Origin of the sequence: Microbacterium pumilum (assembly GCF_039530225.1) — a bacterium.
GTDB classification, from domain to species: Bacteria; Actinomycetota; Actinomycetes; order Actinomycetales; family Microbacteriaceae; genus Microbacterium; species Microbacterium pumilum.
Genome location: NZ_BAAAOH010000001.1, coordinates 3745780 through 3766697 on the forward strand (window position 1 = coordinate 3745780; position 20918 = coordinate 3766697).

Below are 20918 nucleotides of genomic sequence, written 5' to 3' on the forward strand. Positions count from 1 at the left end.
GTGACGTGACACCTAAGCTGATCCCGATGATCTCGGCATCCCTCGCGCTGGTCGGCGCACTCATCTACGGCTCATCGGACTTTCTCGGCGGGCTGGCTGCCAAGCGACTGCGCTCGATCTTCGTCACCGCCGTGTCCGCAGCATCCGGCCTCGCGGCACTGATCGTCGCCCTGCCCTTCGTCACCGGTCTCTGGAGCCTCACCGACGTCACCTGGGGGGTGCTCGCGGGCACGGTCGCGGTGATCGCGATCGCACTGCTGTACGCGTGCCTCGCGATCGGGCCGATGAGCATACTGTCGCCGTTGACGGCCGTGGTGTCGGCGATCGCTCCGATGCTGTGGGGTCTGCTCGTCAACGGCGAGACTCTGGGGCTCGTCGGCTACCTGGGCCTCGGCGTCGCCCTCGTCGCAGTCGTGCTGGTGGGGTTCATCCCGGGGCAGCAGGTGGTGCGGACGACCGCGCGCGGCCTCGTGATGGCGGTCGGTGCGGGGCTCGCGATCGGGGCATTCCTCATCCTCATCGATCAGACGAGCAGCGAAAGCGGAGTCGTGCCGCTCGTCATGAGCCGCACGACGAGCCTCGTGATCACGGCGATCGTCGTGGGCGGCCTCGTCGTGGCCGCGGTGCGCCGGGGAGGCACCGTGTCGTCGGCACTGGATGCCGCAGGCCCGGTGCTGGGTGCGACGCCGAGCGGCCACGCCGACCTCGAGCACGCGACGATGCGCGCCACGGAGTCCGCACCGCAGCAGACGCGCACCCGCGCGATCTGGCTTGCGATCGCCTGCGGTGTGATCGATGCATTCGCCAACGTCCTGATGCTCGTCGCGCTGCGCACCGGCGACCTCGCGATCGTCTCGGCACTGACCGCCCTCTACCCGGCGGGCACGATCCTTCTCGCAGGGATCGTGCTCCGCGAGAGGGTCGCCGCGGTGCAGTGGGTGGGCCTGGCTCTCGCGCTCGTCGCCGGCGGGATGCTGGCGCTGGCATGATGTCGAAGTGCCGTTCCCGTCCGGCTCAGCCGCGCACGAAGAGCAGCACCCACGACGTGATGAGCGTCAGCAGACCGAGACCGGCGAGACCGGCTGCGAGAAGCCCTACGGCGCGAACAGCCGGCGACCCCTGCGTGAGACGCATGCGTCCGCGGTAGCCACGGCGATAGAAGATGTCGGCCATCCCCTTGCCCACGAGTGCGTGCTCCTGCTCGCGCGAGAGACGCGCCTCGTTCACCTCGCCGTCCTCATCGAACCAGCGCACGAGCCGGCCGGACTCCGCATCCTCGATCACCGCGCGAGTCGGCAGCCACGTGCCGTCGAAGAGGTACAGCACGAGTGCGAGTCCGGCGAGCACGGCGCCCAGGCCCAATCCCACCCACGAGAAGATCTCGAGAACGGCATCGAGCGCATTGTCCATCTCGCTGATCACCCCGGTGCCCTGACGACTGAGGCCCGCCGAAAAGCGGGCCTCATACTGTTGGAGCCACCTAAGGGAATCGAACCCTTGACCTATTCATTACGAGTGAATCGCTCTGCCGACTGAGCTAAGGTGGCGTGCCTCGCTCCGCGAGATGCACGATCATCGATCTTACAGGAGTGCGAGAGCACCTGCGAACCGGCCGGGCGCGCCCGCGAAGCGGTTCATCGCCCCTCGCCGGCTACTCGCAGCGCAGTCCGTCCTGCGGCACGGTGCCGTCGAGCAGGTAGGCCTCCACCGCGGTGTCGACGCAGCCATTGCCCTTGTTGTAGCCGGTGTGGCCCTCCCCGACGCGCGTGATGAGCGTGCCCGACGACAGCTGGTCGGCGAGGGCGACCGCCCACGCGTATGGGGTCGCCGGGTCGTTGGTCGTGCCGACGACAACGATCGGTGCCGCGCCATCCGCAGTGATCTTCTCGCGCACGCCGGTCGCCTGGTGAGGCCACTCGGCGCAGACGTTCGCTCCCGACAACCAGTAGGGAGCGATCGTCGGGGCCTTCTCCGCGATGGCAGCCTCGGCCGCGGCTCTCTCTTCTCCGCTCGCACCCACCGGGAAGTCCATGCAGTTGTAGGCCACGAATGCCTCAGTGCTGTTGTCGGCGTATGCGCCCCTCTCGCGGTTGTAGTAGAAGTCCGCGAGATAGAAGGCCACGTCCGGATTTCCCGCGAGCGCGTCGGTGAGCGCGATCGTCAGGTACTCCCAGCTGTCTTGCGAGTACAGCGCAGCGATGATCGCCATCTTCAGGCTGTCCGCGCCGAGCTTCCGGCCGTCAGAAGCACGCAGAGGATCAAGGTCTACGCTCGCGAGCAGGGTGCCGAGGTCGGCCATCGCGTCGTCGACTGTGCCCCGGAATGGGCAGTCGTCCTTTGCGAGGCAGTCAGCCATGTACGCCCGGAGTGCGGACTCGAAGCCTGCCGCCTGAGTGACTTCGACGTCGAGGATCGACACCGACGGGTCGACCGCCCCATCGAGCACGAGCCGCCCGACGCGCTCCGGGAACAGCTCGGCATAGGTCGCCCCGAGGAAGGTGCCGTACGAGTAGCCGAGGTAGTTGAGCCGCGGATCTCCGAGGACGCCACGAAGCAGATCCATGTCGCGCGCTGCGTTCTGCGTCGTGAGGAAGGGAAGGATGCCGTCGCTGTTCGCCTCGCATGCGTCGGCGAACCGGCGATTGGCATCCACGAGATCGTCGATCCAGGCGTCCGACCCCCGCGTCCCGGACGGGATGTCGTACAGGTAGGAGTCCATACCTGCGGCGTCGAGGCACGTCACCGCTGTGGATCCGCCGACCCCTCGGGGGTCGAACCCCACGACATCGTATGAGGCGCGAACCGCGTCGCCCACCGCGAATCCGACCGAATCGCGGATCAGCGCGACCCCGCTGGCACCTGGTCCGCCGGGGTTCACCAGGAGAGATCCCATGGCGGGACCCGCCTCCGCGCGGCTGCGGATGATCGACAGTTCGATGTCACGTCCCGTTGGATCCGACCAGTCGAGCGGTGCCCGCACCATGGCGCACTCGAACGTCTCGTTGCAGCTCGACCAGTCGATCGCCTGCTCGTAGTACGGGAGAAGCTCAGCCGGAACACCAGAGGTATCGGGGGCCGCACTCGTGGTGGGCAGCGGAGCGGCCTCGGGGATCAGGGAGTACAGACATCCGCTGAGTGCGAGGGATGCGGCAGCCAGGCCCGCGATCACGGCGACGACGCGTCGAGCGCGATGTGGGGAGCGTTTCACGGGGTCCTTCCGCTCGCGACGGTCACGAGCATGCTTTCGAGGGCGAGGGCCGGGGCGGCGTTCTGTTCGAGATTGCGCCGCGTCTCGGCGATGCGGTCGACGACCGTCAACGTTCGTTCGGCGCTCCAGGCGCCCGCGACCGAGCGGAGCTCCGGCTCGAGCTCGAGGTTGATGAGTTCGCCGTCGCGACCGAACTGCACCATGAGCACATCGCGGAACATCGACTCGAGATCTGTCAGCACGCGGTCGAGGCCGTCGCGCAGACTCCGGGTCGCCCGCCGCTTCTGGTCGTCTTCGAGGGCCGACAGCTGAGCGCGCACGGCGGGGGGCACCGGCGCCCCGTCAACGAGCCCGAGGGTGTGCAGCAGGCTTGCGCGCTCCGCCGCATCGCGCTCGGCGGTGAGTCCCTTGGCATCGTCGGTCGCTGCGAGCACGATGCGGCCGGCGACCTCGACCGCGTCGCCGACGCCGCGGACGCTCAGCACCGCCCGGAGGGTGTCATCCCGGCGCGCGCGGGCCGCAGCATCCGTCGCCAGCCGCTGCGCCATGCCGATGTGACGCTGAGCGTGGCGGGCGGACTGCTCGGCGATGGCGGCGTCGACACCGGTGCGCTGCGAGATGAGCGCCGCGACATCGGCCACATCGGGCTCGCGAAGTCGCAGCGTCCGCACCCGGGAGCGGATCGTGGGCAGCAGGTCGGCGTCGCTCGGCGCGCAGAGCAGCCATACCGTGCGCTCCGGCGGCTCCTCGAGTGCCTTCAGCAGGACGTTGGATGTCCGCTCGGTCATGCGATCGGCATCTTCCATCACGATGACGCGGTAGCGCCCGAGCGAGGGCGAGAAGTAGGAGCGCTCGACCAGCGCGCGGGCGTCCTTGATCGAGATGATGACGCCCTCAGTGCGCAGCGCCGTCAAGTCGGGGTGGGTGCCGGCGAGCACCTGGCGCATCGCCAAGACGTCGCCTTCTTCGGCGATGAGGGCTGCCGCAAAGGCGTATGCCAGTGTCGAGCGGCCCGAACCGGGAGGGCCCGTGATGAGCCACGCGTGGGTCATGGCCGCCGGGTCTGTCGCGGCTTCCTGCAGCGCCGCGACGGCGTCGGACTGACCCCACACTGCGCCCCACGGCTCCGCGGCAGCAGTCGCGATCGCGGGAGACTCCATATGCGCCAGCCTAATCGGCGGTCCCGACCTCGGGCTGAGCGTCAGCCGAGCGCGGGTGGGGGCGGAGGAGGAGCAACTGATCCCAGCCCGGACCGTCAGTCACCGATTCGAGTCCAGGTGCTGCACCGGCTGCTCGTGAACCCGCGGTCACCCGGAGGCAGCCGCACGTCGTTCGGCACGTCGTGGGTGTGAAGTCGTTCTCGATGATCTCGTCGAAGGTGCCGCCGAAGCCGGACAGGATCTCCCCGTCAACGAAGCAGCAGCCCGACGCGGCCGCGGATGTCGGCGGCCAGCTCGGCGGCGGGGCGGGAGGCGTCCAGCACGAGGAAGCGGTCCGGCTCTGCGGCGGCGAGCGCCAGGAATTCGGCACGGACGCGGCTGTGGAAGTCGTCCTGCTCGGACTCGAGCCGGTCGAAGGGCTTGTCGTCGGCGTCGAGGCGGTGGCGCGCTGCGCCGGGGTCGAGATCCAGGAGCACCGTGAGGTCCGGCAGCAGACCGCCTGTGGCCCAGAGCGACAAGTCGCGCACCTCATCGCGGCCCAGCACGCGCCCCGCGCCCTGGTACGCCACCGACGAGTCGAGGTAGCGGTCCTGGATGACCACCTCGCCGCGCGCGAGAGCGGGGCGGACCACGGTCTCGATGTGGTGGGCGCGGTCGGCCGCATACAGCAGCGCCTCGGCGCGGGGGGCGATCTCGCCGCGATGGTGCAGCACGATGTCTCGCACCAGCAGCCCGACCTCGGTGCCGCCTGGCTCGCGCGTGCGCACCACCGTCGAGCCTTCGGCCGTCAGCCACTCCTCGAGCAGAGCGGCCTGCGTCGTCTTGCCGACGCCGTCGCCGCCTTCGAAGGTGACGAAGAGGCCGTTCCCCGTCACTTCTTGGCCGGCGCCTTGCGCGTCGTCGTGCGACGCGCGGCCGTGCGCTTCGGAGCGGGGCCCTTCGCACGCTTGTCGGCGATCAGCTGCACGGCGCGGTCGAAGCTGATCTCCATGGCGTCTTCGCCGCGAGGGATCGTCGCGTTCGTCTCGCCATCGGTCACATACGGGCCGAATCGGCCGTCCTTCAGCTTGATGGGCTTGCCGCTGACAGGGTCTGCCTCGAACTCCTTGAGCGCACTGCTCGCGCCGCGCGCGCCGTACTTGGGCTGCGCATATACCGCGAGCGCCTCGTCGAGGGTGATGTCGAACAGCTGCTGCTCGCTGGCCAGCGTCCGCGAGTCGGTCCCCTTCTTGAGGTACGGGCCATAGCGCCCGTTCTGCGCCGTGATGGGTTCACTCGACTCAGGGTCGGCACCGACCGTGCGGGGCAGGTCGAGCAGACGCAACGCCGTCTCGAGATCGATCGTGTCGACCGACATCGACTTGAAGAGCGATGCCGTGCGCGGCTTCGGTGCGGCATCCTTCTTGGCGCCGCGCTTCTTCGGAGCGGGCTCTGGCACGTCGATGACCTCGCCGGTCGCATCATCGATGGACTCGGTCTCGGGCGCGGGCGGGTCGACCTCCTGCACGTACGGACCGTAGCGGCCGTCCTTGACGACGACGAGCTTGCCGTTGGCGGGATTCTCCCCCAGCACGCGGTCGCCGGCCACCGGAGCGTCGATGAGCTCCTGCGCCTTCGCCGGGGTGAGCTCATCGGGAGCGAGATCCTCGGGGATGTTCACGCGACGCGGTTCGGCGGCGGCATCCGTCGGGTCGACGATCTCGAGGTACGGCCCGTACTTGCCGAAACGGAGCGTGGCGACATCCCCGATCGGAGTCGAGTTCAGCGCACGCGCGTCGATCTCGCCGAGATTCTCGACGATGTTGCGGAGTCCGACCTGGTCTGCCGACCCGAAGTAGAAGTCCTTCAGCCAGTCGACCCGCTTCTGCTCGCCGCGGGCGATGGCATCGAGGTCATCCTCGAGTGCGGCCGTGAAGTCATAGTCGACGAGGTCGGCGAAGTGCTCTTCGAGAAGGCGGACGACGCTGAATGCGAGCCAGCTCGGGATGAGGGCCTGGCCGCGCTTGGAGACGTAGCCGCGATTGAGGATCACATCGATGATGCTCGCGAACGTGGACGGCCGGCCGATCCCCTTCTCTTCCAGCGCCTTCACGAGGCTCGCCTCGGTGAAGCGCGGCTTGGGACTGGTCGAGTGGCCTTTGGGCTCGACGTCCTTGAGTCGCAGGACGTCGCCCACCGCGACGGCGGGCAGCGACTGGTCCTCGGCCTTGTCTGCGTCGCTGCGTTTCTCGTCGTGGCCCTCTTCGTAAGCGTCGAGGAATCCCCGGAACGTGTAGACCGTGCCGGATGCCGTGAACTCCACGCGACGTCCGCCGGCGTCGACCGCAAGGGTCACCGTCGTCGTCTCGTACTTCGCGTCGGACATCTGGCTGGCCATGGTGCGCTTCCAGATGAGGTCGTACAGTCGCTGCTCGTCGCGGTCGAGCTCGCCCGACACCTCCGAGGGCTTGCGGAACACCTCGCCCGACGGGCGGATCGCTTCGTGCGCCTCCTGGGCGTTCTTGCTCTTGTTCGCGTAGAGGCGCGGATTCAGGGGCACGGCCTTCTCGCCGTACATCTCGACGGCCTGTGCACGAGCGGCTTGAACGGCCTGCGTGCTCAGCGCGGTCGAGTCGGTGCGCATGTAGGTGATGAAGCCCTTCTCGTACAGGCGCTGGGCGACGCTCATGGCGTGCTTCGCGCTCATCGAGAGCTTGCGCCCGGCCTCCTGCTGGAGGGTCGAGGTGGTGAACGGCGCACGAGGGCTGCGGGTTCCGGGCTTCGACTCGAGATTCGAGACGGATGCGGTTGCCGCAGCCTCGATCGCGGCGGCGAGCGTCCGCGCCCCAGCCTCGTCGAGCACCAGCACGGCCTTCTTGAGCTCGCCGTGATCGTCGAAGTCCGTGCCGCGTGCGAGGGGCGCACCGTCGACGCGGGCGAGCCGGGCCGCGAAGGACGCAGCCTCTTTGACGGCGAGCGTCTCGATGTCCCAGTACGACGCGGAGACGAAGGCCATGCGGTCTCGCTCGCGCTCGACGACCATGCGGGTCGCCGCGGACTGCACGCGGCCGGCCGACGTGCCCTGCTGCACCTTGAACCAGAGGACGGGGCTGACATCCCAGCCGTACAGGCGGTCGAGGATGCGGCGCGTCTCCTGCGCATCGACGAGCGCCAGGTCGAGTTCGCGAGTGTGATCGACCGCCTCGCGGATCGCATCCTTCGTGATCTCGTGGAAGACCATGCGCCGCACCGGCACCTTGGGCTTGAGCGCCTCGAGGAGGTGCCACGCGATGGCTTCTCCCTCGCGGTCTTCATCTGTGGCGAGGAGCAGTTCGTCGGCACCCTTGAGCGCGCGCTTCAGCTCAGCGACTGTTTTCCGTCCGCGCTCGCTCTCGACATAGTAGGGATCGAAGCCGTTGTCGATGTCGATGGAGTACTTGCCGTAGGCCTGCTTCTTGTCCGCAGGGATGTCCTTCTTGTCGGCCAGATCGCGGATATGCCCGACAGAGCTGAGCACCTCGTAGCCATCGCCGAGGTAGCCCTGGATCGACCTCATCTTCGTCGGCGATTCGACGATGACGAGCTTCTTGCCTTCTGCCAAGGGGGACATCCTTTCTTCGACGCACACCATACACGCCGTTCACGGGGGTACAAGCTGTGAGCGACGGATCAGCCCGGCGGCCCGGCACGAGCCGAAGCGGTCGCGGCAAGCGGCCCGAAGCTCGCCGAGACCGTCACCGTCACCTCCAGCCCGACGACCTCGCAGCTCGCGAGCGCGGCCCCGGACGACGCTGCGAGAAGGTCGGCGACCTCGCACGGAACCGCGATGACGGCACCGGATGCCGCGTCGGCCCCGGCGAGGGCGGCAGCATCCGCGGCCCCGGCCAGACGCTGACCGAACACGGCTGCCGACCCGCCGGTCGCGAGCCCGACGGTCAGGGCAGCCGCGACGCCGACGATCGCCGCCGCTCCCAGTGCGCCCGGCATCAGAGGCCGCCGGCGAGCGCGCAGCTGGACGCCGTGAGCGTCAACGGCAACCCGGATGACGGTGCCGAGCCGATCACGCAGACAAGGTCGCCGCGAGCCTCGATCGAGCTGCTCGCTCCGGCGACCGCATCGGCGACGACGGCGTGGACGCGCTCGACCGGCTCGCCGCGCGCCGCGAGGCGAGCAGCGTCCGCCACGGCATCCTGCAGGCGCACATGCTGTGCGCTCGAACTCAGCGCACCCACGCCCAACACGAGCACGAGCACGACCGCGGGCAGCGCCACCGCGAACTCGGCGACGACCGATCCCCGATCGTCACCGCGCCAGATCACGCGACGGTCAGTGCGCGGCGCACGAGGTCGGTGAGGATGCCGCGCACCTCGTCGCTGCGCATGATGACCACGAGCAGTCCGGCGAAGGCGACGGCCGCCATCGTCGCGATGGCGTACTCGGCAGTGGCCGCTCCGGTGTCGTCGGTGAACAGTCGTGCGGCGCGGCGATGTGTGAGAGGGGGAATGGACATGTCTGCTCCTGTCGTGAGGTGGTGGGCACGGTCTGAGTCACAGCGGCGTCGTCGACATGACGCTCAGCAGCATCGGCGCGACGCCGAGAAGGAGGAACGCGGGGAGCGTGCACACCCCGAGCGGCAGCAGGAGCCGCGATGACAGCTGGGCGGCACGCAGTCTGCCGTCGATGCGCGCTCGGTGCCGCGCGAGAGCCGCCGCGGCGCGCAGCAGTTCGACGGCAGGGACGCCGGCGGTGCGTGAAAGCGAGAGGACTGCGTCGGCTTCATCGTCGATGCCCCCGCCGGTCGCATCCCGGACGATCGCTGCGGCGCGGTCGAGCGAGACGCCGCCGCTGACGGCGATCGCGAGCATCTCAGCGCTGAGGCCTGGAATGCCGCCAGGCGTCGTCGCGCGTCGCACCAGCGCCGCGTTCCACTGGTGCGCGGCCACGATGAGTGCAGCGCCCGCGGCCAGGCACACCAGCCCTGCCGGCGTGCCGAGCAGCGTGTGGACGGTGTCGAATCCGAGAGATGCGCCCAGAGCGAGCGCCACGAGGGGCAGCCAGCCGATGAGCCGGGCGGTGCCGGCAGGTTCCGCGAGCGCGACACGCACATCATCAGCGGCCTCGTGCGCGTCACGGAGGGCGGTCGCCAGACCTCGAAGACTCTCAGCCAGCGGCGCGCCCACGGTCGTCGCCACGTGCCAGGCGGCCCCGACATCCGGCCAGGCATCGGAGCGCGGAGACGACCGCCTGCCCCGACGCCGACGATCGGGCGGGCCCGCCGCCGCAATCGCCTCGTGCAGCGGGATGCCGCGACCGACCGCCGTCGCCACGCGAGCGGCATCCGCGTCACCGCCTTCGGCAAGGTGGCTCCAGGCTCGCGCCGGAGCGACGCCGGCCTGCAGCAGCACGGCGAGGCGCAGCACGGTGTCGGGAATCGCGGCCGCCGGGTCGTTCAGTCGTCGGGCCATGGGGCTTCCTCGATCGCGAGCCGCCCCGATTCGTCGAGGACAGGGTGACCCACGCCAGCGAGATGGCGGATGCCCTCCGCGCCCCGTGCGACGTGCAGCACGAGTCCGATCGCGCTCACGACCTGCCTCGAAAGGCCGCGGTCGTCCAGCCCTGCCAACGCCCCCAGCGCCTCGAGCCGCGCCGGAACGTCGTCGAGGCTGTTCGCGTGCAACGTGCCGGCGCCACCGTCATGCCCGGTGTTGAGCGCGGTGAGCAGCTCGCGCACCTCTTCCCCGCGGCACTCCCCCACGACCAGCCGGTCGGGACGCATCCGCAGCGCTTCGCGCACCAGCCGCGCGAGGCCGACCGCTCCCGCGCCCTCCAGATTCGCCTGCCGTGCTTCGAGTCGAACGTGATGCGGATGGTCGATGCGGAGCTCTGCGACATCCTCGATCGTCACGATCCGCTCGCAGTGGGGCGCCGAGGCCAGAAGGGCGGCGAGAAGTGTGGTCTTGCCGGCGCCGGCCGCACCTGTCACGAGGAGGTTCGTCCGCCGGCGGACTGCGCTCTCGAGCTCGCCCCGTGCCCCGGCACCGAACATCCCGTTCGCCTGGAGCACGTCGAGTGAAATGCGATCGAACCGAGGCACCCGAATCGAGATCGCTGTTCCTTCGGCGGCGATCGGAGGAAGGACGGCATGCACCCGCACCCCGCCATCGAGACGCACATCCACACAGGGCGCCGCGTCATCGATGTGGCGCCCGCCGAGGCCGATCAAGCTGACGGCGAGCGCGCGCACGTCCTCTTCGGCCGCCCGCCATGCCGGCACCGGCGCGGCACCGGCACCCCGGTCGACGAAGAGCCCTGCGCCGCCGTTCACGAACACATCGGTCACCTCGGGGTCGTCGAGGTACGGCGCCAGCGACGCGAGCGCTGGCGGCCAAGGGCCGAGTCTGCGCTGCTCAGGCTCCAGCCGCCGAGCCGGACCCTGCTCGGGCACCCGCGGGCCCGTCACTCTTGAGGTCATCGACCCTTTCCGGTCGCCGAGGTCCATCCCGCGCGGGTCGGGCCGCCAGCCCGCAGTCGGACCCGCAGGAAGCACTGGGGTCGACGTCCCTGCCCTCACCGGCACCGCGTCGGTGCGCGGCTGGACGACGAACGGCTTGGGCATGCCTCGACGCTAGGCAACACGGCCGTCCGGCAGCCGACATCCCGCTCCTTCAGTGGAAGCGCCAGGCGAATGGGTGGGTTGTGGAGGAGTCGACGCAGGAACCCGCGGCGACTCGTCGAACCCGGGGATTCTCGCCGAACCAGAGGACGTCGCTCCGAAATCGGGCAGCGATCCCTCGGCTCGGCGTCGGGGCTGGTCGACAAGCCCCGTCGCCGACACCAACCCGGCGCCCATCGCCCGAAAAAGAGGGCGGCATCCCATGGGGGGAATGGGATGCCGCCACGAGCGACACCGCACTTCGGGGGGTGATTCGGGTGCCGCGATGCCAGAATCGAATGTTCGGCCGCTGGAAAGCATATGCGAATTCATGCAACGGTCCAAACAAATCCGGGCGCACTGTGGGTGATATATCGGTCGCGTCCAATATCCCGGCCACCACCCACTATCGGAGGTAGTGGACACGCCCCCCGATCGGTACATTGCGTGACAGACTCGCCGGGGATGCCGTCCCCCGCCAGCCGCAAAGGAGCGCGCCCCATGACCAGCCAGATCGACCACCTTCTGAACGAGACGCGACGCTTCGCGCCGTCCGACCAATTCGCCGCGGCCGCCGTCGCCACACGATCTCTCTACGACTCCGCCGCCGCCGATCGCGACGCGTTCTGGGCCGAGCAGGCGCGGGCGCTCCACTGGCACACGCCGTTCACGCAGGTTCTGGACTGGTCGAACCCCCCGTTCGCGAAATGGTTCGACGACGGCGAGCTCAACGTCGCGTACAACTGCCTCGACCGGCACGTCGAGGCGGGCAACGGCGACCGCGTCGCACTGCTGTGGGAGGGCGAACTCGGCGACGAGCGGCGCGTCACGTACGCCGAGCTCACCGACGAGGTCAAGCGGGTCGCGAACGTGCTCGAGGGGCTCGGTGTCGGCCAGGGCGATCGCGTCGGGATCTACATGCCCATGATCCCCGAGGCGATCGCCGCGATGCTGGCCGTCGTGCGCATCGGCGCGATCCACTCCGTCGTGTTCGGCGGCTTCTCGGCCGACAGCCTGCGCTCGCGCCTCGACGACGCCGGCGCGAAGCTCGTGATCACCGCGGATGGCGGGTACCGCAAGGGCAAGGTCTCGCCACTCAAGCCCGCTGTCGACCTGGCGCTCGCCGACCGCAACGGCTCGGGAATCCAGGAGACCGTCGAGCACGTCCTAGTCGTCCGCCGAGGCGGGAACGATGTCGAATGGACCGAGGGCCGCGACCTGTGGTGGCACGATGTCGTGCCTGCGGCATCCGCCGAGCACGAGGCACAGGCGTTCCCCGCCGAGAACCCGCTCTTCATCCTCTATACGTCGGGCACCACCGGAAAGCCGAAGGGCATCCTCCACACATCGGGCGGGTACCTCACGCAGGCGGCCTTCACGAACAAGGTCGTCCACGACATCCATCCCGAAACCGACGTGTTCTGGTGTACGGCCGACATCGGCTGGGTCACGGGGCACAGCTATGTCGCGTACGGTCCGCTCGCGAACGGTGCGACGCAGGTGCTCTACGAGGGCACGCCCGACACGCCTCACCCGGGCCGCTGGTGGGAGATCGTCGAGAAGTACGGCGTCACGATCCTCTACACGGCGCCCACCGCCATCCGCTCGTTCATGAAGCTGGGGCGCGCGATCCCGAAGAAGTTCGACCTCTCGTCCCTGCGTCTGCTCGGATCGGTCGGCGAGCCCATCAACCCCGAGGCATGGATGTGGTACCGCAAGATCATCGGCGGCAAGACCGCGCCGATCGTCGACACGTGGTGGCAGACCGAGACCGGGGCGATCATGATCTCGGCGCTGCCCGGCGTCACCGAGACGAAGCCCGGTTCGGCCCAGGTGCCGCTGCCCGGCATCTCGATCGAGGTCGTGGACGAGGACGGCACGCACGTCGGCGAGGGCAACGGCGGTCTGCTCGTGGTCACCCAGCCCTGGCCGAGCATGCTGCGCGGCATCTGGGGCGACCCCGACCGATTCGTGGAGACGTACTGGGAGAAGTTCCAGAACCAGGGCTACTACTTCGCCGGCGACGGCGCACGGCTCGACGACGACGGCGACGTGTGGCTGCTCGGCCGCGTCGATGACGTCATGAACGTGTCGGGCCACCGCCTGTCGACGACCGAGATCGAGTCGGCGCTGGTCGCAAACGAAGCCGTGGCCGAGGCCGCGGTCGTGGGAGCCTCCGACGAGACCACCGGTCAGGCGGTGGCCGCGTTCGTGATCGTGAAGCAGTCGTACCTCGCCGCGCACTCCCCCGACGGCCTGGCTCAGACGCTCCGCGCCTGGGTCGGCGAACAGATCGGCCCGATCGCCCGCCCTCGCGACGTGTACATCGTCGAAGAGCTTCCCAAGACGAGGTCGGGCAAGATCATGCGGCGGCTCCTGCGGGATGTCGCCGAGGGCCGAGAGGTGGGCGACACGACGACGCTGGCGGACACCGCGGTGATGAGCGTGATCAGCGCCCAGGTGAGGTAGTGCCTGCGCGGCGGCTGACCGACGGTCGGACCGTGCCGGAGGGCTACCCGCACGGTCCGGTCGCGGCCCTCGCCGCCACCGCTGCGCTCGATGCACTGACCGACCCCCGGGCGATCGTGCTGGTCGAGGGGGTCAGCGACCAGATCGCCGTCGACACGCTCGCCCAGCGGCTCGGGGCCGGCGATCGAGGGATCGCCGTGGTGCCGGTGGGGGGCGCTCAGGGACTCCGCCGGATGCTGCGCACCATCCGGGTGGATCATCCCGCCGTGCCGCTGTCGGGTCTCTACGACATCGCAGAGGCTCGCGTCATCCGTCGCGCCCTCGAGGAGGTCGGTCTGCTCACGCCGACCGACGAGATCGAGGTCGCCGGATTCTTCGCATGCGTGTCGGACCTCGAGGACGAGCTGCTGCGCGCCTGCGGGCCGGAACTGATCGAGGCGTGCCTCGCCGACAACGGCGACATCATCGCGTTCCGCAAACTGCAGAAGCAGCCGGAGTGGCGCGATCGGCCCATCGATGCCCAGCTGCGGAGATGGATGACCAGTGGCGCGCGACGCAAACTCCGCTATGCCCGGATCTTCGTCGACACGATCCCGCTCGAGCGGATGCCGCAGCCGCTCATGGCGGTGCTGCGACGAGCGCGTCAGACGTAGGAGAAGACGACCTCGACCTCGACGGGCGCATCGAGGGGCAGCACGGGCACGCCGACAGCAGAGCGGGCATGCCTGCCTGCTTCGCCGAAGATCTCGCCGAGCACCTCGCTGGCGCCGTTGATGACGCCCGGCTGACCCGTGAACTCGGGAACGGACGCCACGAACCCGGTGACTTTCACTACTCCGGTCAGGCGGTCGACGTCGCCGACCGCGGCCGCAGCGGCAGCGATCGCATTGAGGGCGCACTGGCGGGCGTGTTCCTTGGCGTCGGATGCCGGCACCAGACCGTGACCGTCGCCGACCTTGCCCGTCTCGGGCAGGGCGCCCGACACCATGGGAAGCTGACCGGCCGTATAGACCAGATGGCCGTGCGCCTTTGCGGGAACGTAAGCGGCGACCGGCGGCACGACCGACGGCAGGTCGATGCCGAGCTCGGCGAGCCGCTGCGAGACCGTCACGGTCAGCTCTCGTCGAACTGCTTGGCGGCTTGGGCCGCGGCATCCAGCCCCGCGTTCGCAGAGGTGTCTCCGCTGCCGCCGACAGGCCGCTTCAAATAGGCCACGAGGCCGCCCTCGGGGCCGGTGACGACCTGCACGAGCTCCCACCCCTGCTTGCCCCAGTTGTTGAGGATGGCGGCGGTGTTATGGATGAGCAGGGGGGTCGTGAGGTATTCCCACGTGGTCATGGAGTCTCCGGAAAATGGCGGGCGGAAGCCGGGGAACAGCCGTGGGGGGCGGGTCCGTCAAGGGATCGCCCAGGTATCTCCCCTACGATCAACCCTATGCCTGATACGAAACGAACGGCTAGCGGTGTGCTCGGCGGTCTCGCCGGCCTCGTCGGCCTGAGCGCTGTCGCGGGTGTGCTCATCAGCGCCACCGTCACCCCCGCCATCGCCATTTCAGGCGCCGCGGCGTCCAGCGCGATGACGATGTTCGACCAACTGCCCAGCGTGCTCGACATCGACAAGCTGATGCTTCCGACCACTCTCTACGCCAAGAACCCCGAAACGGGCAAATGGATGGAGATGACGCAGTTCTACGACCAGAACCGCTCTCCGGTCGACTTCAACGAGATCGCTCCCGTGATGTACGACTCGATCCTCTCGAGCGAAGACCCGCGCTACTACTCGCACGGCGGTGTCGACCTGATCGGCACGACCCGCGCCATCCTCACCAACCTCGAGGGCGGCGGCGAGACCCAGGGCGGATCCTCGATCAGCCAGCAGTACGTCAAGAACATCCTCGTGCAGCGATGCGAGGCGACCGCGAAGACGGACGACGATCGTTACAAGTGCTGGACCGATGCGACCACAGCGGTGGGCAACGAAGGCATCCAGCGCAAGCTGCAGGAGATGCGCTACGCCATCGCCCTCGAGCAGAAGTATTCCAAGAACGAGATCCTTCTCGGCTACCTGAACATCGCCAACTTCGGTGGGCAGACATACGGCATCGACGCGGCGTCGCGCTATTACTTCGGGGTCGCATCCAAGGATCTGAATCTCCCGCAAGCGGCGACCCTCGCCGGCATCGTGCAGAACCCCAACACCTATCGGATCGACCAGCCCGAAGGCTCGATTGCGGATGCCGACGGCAACCTCTACAACAAAGCCCCCGACGGCAGCGTCGACGACGTGAACAAGGGACAGCTCGCCGCGCTCGACACGATGCTGGCCGACGGCAAGATCACCCAGGAGCAGTACGTCGCAGCCGCAGACGGCTACTCGGCCACGAAGGGGCGCCAGCTGTACGTGCTGAGCCGGCTTCTCGAGGATGGGAAGATCACGCAGAAGCAGTACAACAATGCGGTCATCGCACCGATCACCCCGAACATCACCGCGCCCAAGACGGGCTGCGCTGCCGCGGGTGGTGCGGAGTACTTCTGCCAGTACGTCCGCTACGTCATCGAGCGTGACGAAGCGTTCGGCGATACTCCCGAGGCGCGCACCGAGATGCTCCGCCGCGGCGGACTCAACGTGTACACGACCATCGACTGGAACCTGCAGTTCACGGCGCAGAGCAAGATGAACGAGAGCATTCCCACATCGATACCCGGCGCACGGTTCGGATCGGCATCGGTGTCTGTCGAGCCGTCGACCGGTCGCATCCTGTCGATCGCACAGAACACGAAGTTCAGCGAGACGGTGACAGGCGACCCCAACTACTCGGCCGTGGTCTTCGCGGGTGACAAGAAGTTCGGTCAGTCGAACGGCTTCAACGCCGGATCGACGTTCAAGCTGTTCACGCTCGTGGACTGGCTGGAGAAGGGTCACTCGGTCAACGAGGTCCTCAACGGTCGCGACCGAGTGATCAACACCTTCCCCGACAGCTGCTACAACGGCGGCACTTACGTGAACGCGGGCCAATGGAAGCCGGGCAACTTCGGCGGCGGCGGCGGATACGTCGGAACGCCGATGTCGTTCACGGCGGCCTCGCTCAACTCGGGTTATGTCGCCATGGCATCCGAACTCGACCTCTGCGACATCGGCAAGGTCGCGAACAAGATGGGCGTCACCCGTGGATCGGGTGAGGCGATCGAGATGCAGGGTCCCAACCAGGTCATCGGATCCGACAACGTCTCTCCGCTGGCGATGGCCGCGGCATACGGCACCGTCGCGAACAACGGCGTGTACTGCCAGCCTCGCGCGATCGACAAGGTCACCGATTCGGACGGCAACGACGTTCCACTGCCCAAGCGCACGTGCTCACAGGTGATCACACCCGAGGTCGCGGCCACTGCCGCTTATGCCCTTCAGGGTGTCATGGCCGGCGGCGGCACCGGCTCTCGCGGCAACCCCGGCGATGGCACGGCCCTGATCGGCAAGACCGGTACCCACCAGGAGCTGCAGACGTGGCTCATCGAGTCGAGCACCCGGGTGGCCACCGCCAACTGGGTCGGCAACGTCGAGGGAACGCTCGACCTGTTCCACACGTACGCCAACGGCAGCATGGTGTCGGATATGCGCTACGGGCTCGCACAGACCGTCCAGCGCAATGTCGACAAGTGGTACCCCGCAGGGCCGTTCGCAGCGCCCGACAGCAACCTCACTCGTCGGGTGCTGACCAATCTGCCCAGTGTCGTCGGCCAGTCGATCGACGAAGCGACCAGGATCCTCAACGATGCCGGGTTCGACGTCGTACTCGGCCCGCCTGTTGATTCGTCGGACGCCGAGGGCATCGTTGCCGTCCAGAGCCCGGGTGCGGGCCTGGTCGCGGGTGGTACGACCGTGACGATCAGCCCGAGCAACGGCAACGGCATCACCATCCCTGACGTGTCCGGAATGCCGCTCGACGACGCGGTGAGGGCCCTGCGCTCCGCCGGCTTCGGCGATGTCAAAGCAGGATCCTGCGAGAAGGACGCGTCGGCCGGCGGTGATCCCATAGCCACCGGAACATCTCCGGGAGCCGGAACCGTCGTCAACCGCAACTCCGGCATCGCCGTGAACTACAAGGTCGACAAGTGCGGCGGCAAGGGCAACAACGACAACGGTGACGGCTAGTGCCGCCATCCGCTGCGCGCACCGCCCTCACCTCGCTCGCCGCGGTGGGGGCGGTCGGCGCGGGAGCCGCGATCTGGGGCATCGGGATCGAGCGCTACCTGTTCGCGATCCGCGTGCACGAGCTGCCGATCCTTCCGGCCGGCGCCCGGCCGATCCGGGTGCTGCACCTCTCTGACGCGCACATGGCGCCGTGGCAGCACCGCAAGCAGCACTGGATCGCCGCGCTCGCGTCACTCCAGCCCGACCTCATCGTGAACACCGGAGACAACCTCGGGCACTTCGAGGGGCTCCGCGGACTTCGCTCCGCGTTCGACCCGCTGCGCGGCATCCCGGGTGTCTTCGTGCACGGTTCGAACGACCACACGGCGCCGGCGCCCCGCAACCCGCTGAAATACTTCAGCGGCCCGTCCACGGTCAAGGTCGTCGCCGAGCCGCTCGACACTCGCGCGCTCGACGCCTACCTGAGCGATGAGCTCGGCTGGCTCGACCTCAACAACAAGGTCGGGTCGCTGGACGTCGGTGGCGCGCGGGTCGACACGTTCGGTGTGAGCGACGCCCACCGCTCATGGGATCGACTCGAGGCCCTGCCCGATCCGCTCGCAGATCTGGAGGAGGACGACCGTCCGGTCGTCACGCTCGGAGTGACGCACGCGCCCTACCGCCGCGTGCTCGACGGGTTCATCGATCTCGGTGCTGATGCGATCTTCGCCGGCCACACCCATGGCGGCCAGGTCCGCATTCCCGGGTACGGTGCGATCGTCGCCAACTGCGACATCCCGCTTCGTCAGGCTCGGGGACTCAGCGAGTGGACCCACGGCGGCAGGACGGTGCCGCTCAACGTCAGCGCGGGCCTCGGACACTCGATCTACGCGCCGGTGCGGTTCGCGTGCCGGCCCGAAGTGTCGCTCCTCACACTCATCCCCCACGACACCTCCGAGTTCGGAGCAGGGTCGGCCATCGGGTAGACTCGGGGGGCTTGCCACGGGGTGTGGCGCAGTTTGGTAGCGCGCGTCGTTCGGGACGACGAGGCCGCAGGTTCAAATCCTGTCACCCCGACAGCAGAGAGGCTCCGCCATACGGCGGGGCCTCTTTCCATCTGCTGTGGAGGAGCCCTATGTCGACGCCCCGTCTCGTCGCATTCGACCTGGATGACACGCTCGCGCCGTCGAAGAGCGCGATCGATCCGCGGATCGGCACGCTGCTCATCGCCCTTGCGGAACGGGTCGAGGTGGCGATCATCTCGGGTGGCCAGCTCGCCCAGTTCACGATGCAGGTCGTCGATCGACTGCCGGATGCCGCACCCGAGGTGCTGTCGCGGATCCACCTGCTGCCCACCTGCGGCACCCAGTACTACCGGATCACGCCCGACGGCATCGACACGGTCTACGCTCATTCGCTGACCGACGACCAGAAGGAGCGGGCGATCGCAGCCGTCGAGCGCGAGGCACGCCGTCTCGGACTCTGGGCGACCGAGACGTGGGGCGACATCCTCGAGGACCGCGGTTCGCAGATCACCTTCTCGGCGCTCGGGCAGAGCGCACCGCTCGACGCCAAGATGGCGTGGGATCCGACGGGTGAGAAGAAGAATGCGCTGCGCACGGCGGTCGCCGTCGAGATCCCGGACCTCGAGGTGCGCTCGGGCGGATCAACCTCTGTGGACATCACACGCCAGGGCATCGACAAGGCCTTCGGAATGCGTCAGCTCGCCGAGCAGACCGGCATCCCGCTCTCGGACATGCTCTTCGTGGGCGACCGGCTCGATCCCGAGGGCAACGACTACCCCGTGCTCGCGATGGGCGTCGCGTGCCAGGCGGTCGAGGGATGGGAAGACACCGCCGAGTTCCTCGACACGCTCATCCCGACCCTTCCGACGCGCTGAGCCCGGCAGGGGACGCCGAAGCGTCGAGACCCGGAGCTTTCGCCGAGACCCGGCGGTTCGCCGCCCGGTCTCGGCGCGAAAACCCGGTCTCGATCGAAAACGACTGACCGCGACGCTGCCGGTGCGCTGAGCCCCTCAGGCCTTCGCGGTCGTGCGTGCGCGAGGCGCGCGGGCCGGTGCCGTCGGCTGACCGATGGGCACCAGGCGCGCGAGCTGGGTCACGTGCTTGGGCTCCAGCTCGGCGATGGATGAGACGCCGAGCAGTGCCATGGTGCGCTCGATCTCGGTCTTGAGGATCTCGATCGTGCGATCCACGCCCTGGCGTCCGCCGGCCATGAGCCCGTAGAGGTATGCGCGGCCGATGAGGGTGAACTTCGCACCGAGGGCCATGGATGCCACGATGTCGGCGCCGTTCATGATGCCGGTGTCGATCATCACCGTGGCGTCCTTGCCGACCTCGCGCACCACCTTCGGCAGCAGGTGGAACGGGATCGGCGCACGGTCGAGCTGGCGCCCGCCGTGGTTGGACAGGATGATGCCGTCGACGCCGCTGTCGATGAGCCGCACGGAGTCCTCGACGTTCTGCACGCCCTTCACCACGATCTTGCCGGGCCAGATGTCGCGGATGATCGCGAGGTCGTCGTAGCTGATCGTCGGGTCCATCGCGGCGCCGAGCAGCTCGCCGACGGTGCCGCCGGTCGACGACAGCGACGCGAACTCGAGTTTCGGTGTGGTGAGGAAGTCGTACCACCACCACGGACGGGGGATCGCGTTGATGATCGTGCCGACGGTCAGCTGCGGCGGGATCGAGAAGCCGTTGCGCTTGTCACGCAGCCGGGCACCCGCGATCGGGGTGTCGACAGTGAACATGAGCGTGTCGAACCCGGCCTCCGCCGCGCGACGCGCGAGGCCGTACGAGATCTCACGCTCGCGCATCACGTACAGCTGGAACCAGTTGCGCCCGTGCGGGTTCGCCTTCCTGACGTCCTCGACCGAGGTGGTGCCGAGGGTGGAGAGCGTGAACGGGATGCCGGCGGCGCCGGCAGCGGATGCTCCGGCCGTCTCGCCCTCCGTCTGCATCAGCCGCGTGAAGCCGGTCGGCGCGATGCCGAACGGCAGCGCGCTGGGCCCGCCGAGGATCTCGACCGACGTGTCGACCTCGGGAGCCGGGCGGAGGATGTCGGGGTGGAACTCGATGTCTTCGAACGCCTGCCGGGCACGGGCGAGCGACAGCTCGCCCTCGGCCGCGCCGTCGGTGTAGTCGAAGGCCGCCTTGGGCGTGCGACGCTTCGCGATATCCCGCAGGTCGTAGATCGTGAGCGCCGCGTCGAGACGCCGCTTGCGACCATCGAGCTCGGGCTTCTTGAACTTCATCAGCTCGAGCAGCTCGGCCGGGTTCGGAAGTTGGCGGGTGACCATGGT

19 protein-coding genes and 2 tRNA genes are annotated in these 20918 nt (G+C 68.5%); 7 read left to right on the forward strand and 14 right to left on the reverse strand.

Features of this window, described 5'->3' with window-relative positions:
* Positions 1–5 precede the first annotated feature (5 nt).
* Complete coding sequence (locus ABD188_RS16875) at positions 6–989, forward strand: EamA family transporter (protein WP_344064973.1); 984 nt, start codon at positions 6–8, stop codon at positions 987–989.
* A 25-nt stretch (positions 990–1014) separates the two neighbouring features.
* On the opposite strand, the gene ABD188_RS16880 is transcribed toward ABD188_RS16875, so the two are convergent.
* The 11 genes from ABD188_RS16880 to ABD188_RS16930 form a co-directional block, all read right to left on the reverse strand.
* Complete coding sequence (locus ABD188_RS16880) at positions 1015–1410, reverse strand: hypothetical protein (protein WP_344064976.1); 396 nt, start codon at positions 1408–1410, stop codon at positions 1015–1017.
* A gap of 61 nt (positions 1411–1471) precedes the next feature.
* Positions 1472–1547, reverse strand: a tRNA-Thr gene (locus tag ABD188_RS16885).
* Between the two features lie 104 nt (positions 1548–1651).
* Positions 1652–3208 carry an alpha/beta hydrolase gene (locus ABD188_RS16890; RefSeq protein ID WP_344064979.1) on the reverse strand — a complete coding sequence of 519 codons (1557 nt, stop codon included), beginning with the start codon at positions 3206–3208 and terminating at the stop codon, positions 1652–1654.
* Positions 3205–4368: a DNA polymerase III subunit delta' gene (locus tag ABD188_RS16895; protein ID WP_344064982.1), complete on the reverse strand. Its 1164-nt coding sequence runs from the start codon at positions 4366–4368 to the stop codon at positions 3205–3207. The genes ABD188_RS16890 and ABD188_RS16895 overlap by 4 nt, the downstream gene beginning before the upstream one ends.
* 248 nt (positions 4369–4616) lie before the next feature.
* Complete coding sequence (gene tmk, locus ABD188_RS16900; protein WP_344064985.1) at positions 4617–5243, reverse strand: dTMP kinase; 627 nt, start codon at positions 5241–5243, stop codon at positions 4617–4619.
* Positions 5240–7948, reverse strand: a complete 2709-nt coding sequence (topA, locus tag ABD188_RS16905) for a type I DNA topoisomerase (protein ID WP_344064989.1) — start codon at positions 7946–7948, stop codon at positions 5240–5242. Before topA ends, tmk begins: the two co-directional genes overlap by 4 nt.
* Before the next feature lie 68 nt (positions 7949–8016).
* Positions 8017–8334, reverse strand: a complete 318-nt coding sequence (locus ABD188_RS16910) for a helicase (RefSeq protein ID WP_344064991.1) — start codon at positions 8332–8334, stop codon at positions 8017–8019.
* A complete protein-coding gene (locus ABD188_RS16915) occupies positions 8334–8666 on the reverse strand; it encodes a TadE family type IV pilus minor pilin (protein ID WP_344064994.1) in 333 nt (110 codons plus the stop codon). The genes ABD188_RS16910 and ABD188_RS16915 overlap by 1 nt, the downstream gene beginning before the upstream one ends.
* The gene (locus ABD188_RS16920) at positions 8663–8857 is read right to left on the reverse strand and encodes a DUF4244 domain-containing protein (RefSeq protein ID WP_344064997.1); all 195 of its coding nucleotides are present in this window, start codon (positions 8855–8857) and stop codon (positions 8663–8665) included. The genes ABD188_RS16915 and ABD188_RS16920 overlap by 4 nt, the downstream gene beginning before the upstream one ends.
* Positions 8858–8894: 37 nt before the next feature.
* Positions 8895–9812 (reverse strand): type II secretion system F family protein, encoded by a 918-nt coding sequence (locus tag ABD188_RS16925; protein WP_344065000.1) that lies wholly within the window; start codon positions 9810–9812, stop codon positions 8895–8897.
* Positions 9797–10963, reverse strand: coding sequence for a TadA family conjugal transfer-associated ATPase (locus ABD188_RS16930; RefSeq protein WP_344065003.1), 1167 nt, complete (start codon positions 10961–10963; stop codon positions 9797–9799). Before ABD188_RS16930 ends, ABD188_RS16925 begins: the two co-directional genes overlap by 16 nt.
* A gap of 537 nt (positions 10964–11500) precedes the next feature.
* On the opposite strand from ABD188_RS16930, the gene acs reads away from it, so the two are divergent.
* Together acs and ABD188_RS16940 are read left to right on the forward strand one after the other, a co-directional pair.
* Complete coding sequence (gene acs / locus ABD188_RS16935; RefSeq protein ID WP_344065006.1) at positions 11501–13468, forward strand: acetate--CoA ligase; 1968 nt, start codon at positions 11501–11503, stop codon at positions 13466–13468.
* The gene (locus ABD188_RS16940) at positions 13468–14121 is read left to right on the forward strand and encodes a TOPRIM nucleotidyl transferase/hydrolase domain-containing protein (RefSeq protein WP_344065009.1); all 654 of its coding nucleotides are present in this window, start codon (positions 13468–13470) and stop codon (positions 14119–14121) included. Before acs ends, ABD188_RS16940 begins: the two co-directional genes overlap by 1 nt.
* Here ABD188_RS16940 and ABD188_RS16945 read toward each other — a convergent pair.
* A complete protein-coding gene (locus ABD188_RS16945; protein ID WP_344065012.1) occupies positions 14112–14579 on the reverse strand; it encodes a RidA family protein in 468 nt (155 codons plus the stop codon). The two genes, ABD188_RS16940 and ABD188_RS16945, sit on opposite strands and share 10 nt — an antisense overlap.
* A gap of 2 nt (positions 14580–14581) precedes the next feature.
* Positions 14582–14806 carry a Sp36 family protein gene (sp36, locus tag ABD188_RS16950; protein WP_344065014.1) on the reverse strand — a complete coding sequence of 75 codons (225 nt, stop codon included), beginning with the start codon at positions 14804–14806 and terminating at the stop codon, positions 14582–14584.
* Between the two features lie 96 nt (positions 14807–14902).
* On the opposite strand from sp36, the gene ABD188_RS16955 reads away from it, so the two are divergent.
* The 4 genes from ABD188_RS16955 (at position 14903) to ABD188_RS16970 (ending at position 19496) form a co-directional block, all read left to right on the forward strand.
* Positions 14903–17617 carry a transglycosylase domain-containing protein gene (locus ABD188_RS16955; RefSeq protein WP_344065017.1) on the forward strand — a complete coding sequence of 905 codons (2715 nt, stop codon included), beginning with the start codon at positions 14903–14905 and terminating at the stop codon, positions 17615–17617.
* Complete coding sequence (locus tag ABD188_RS16960) at positions 17617–18582, forward strand: metallophosphoesterase (RefSeq protein ID WP_344065020.1); 966 nt, start codon at positions 17617–17619, stop codon at positions 18580–18582. Before ABD188_RS16955 ends, ABD188_RS16960 begins: the two co-directional genes overlap by 1 nt.
* A 17-nt stretch (positions 18583–18599) precedes the next feature.
* Positions 18600–18673, forward strand: a tRNA-Pro gene (locus tag ABD188_RS16965).
* A gap of 58 nt (positions 18674–18731) precedes the next feature.
* On the forward strand, positions 18732–19496 hold the full coding sequence (locus ABD188_RS16970; protein ID WP_344065024.1) for an HAD-IIB family hydrolase: 765 nt from the start codon (positions 18732–18734) through the stop codon (positions 19494–19496).
* 135 nt (positions 19497–19631) lie between these two features.
* Here ABD188_RS16970 and ABD188_RS16975 read toward each other — a convergent pair whose 3' ends face one another.
* Positions 19632–20915, reverse strand: coding sequence for an alpha-hydroxy acid oxidase (locus ABD188_RS16975; RefSeq protein WP_344065026.1), 1284 nt, complete (start codon positions 20913–20915; stop codon positions 19632–19634).
* Between the last annotated feature and the right edge of the window lie 3 nt (positions 20916–20918).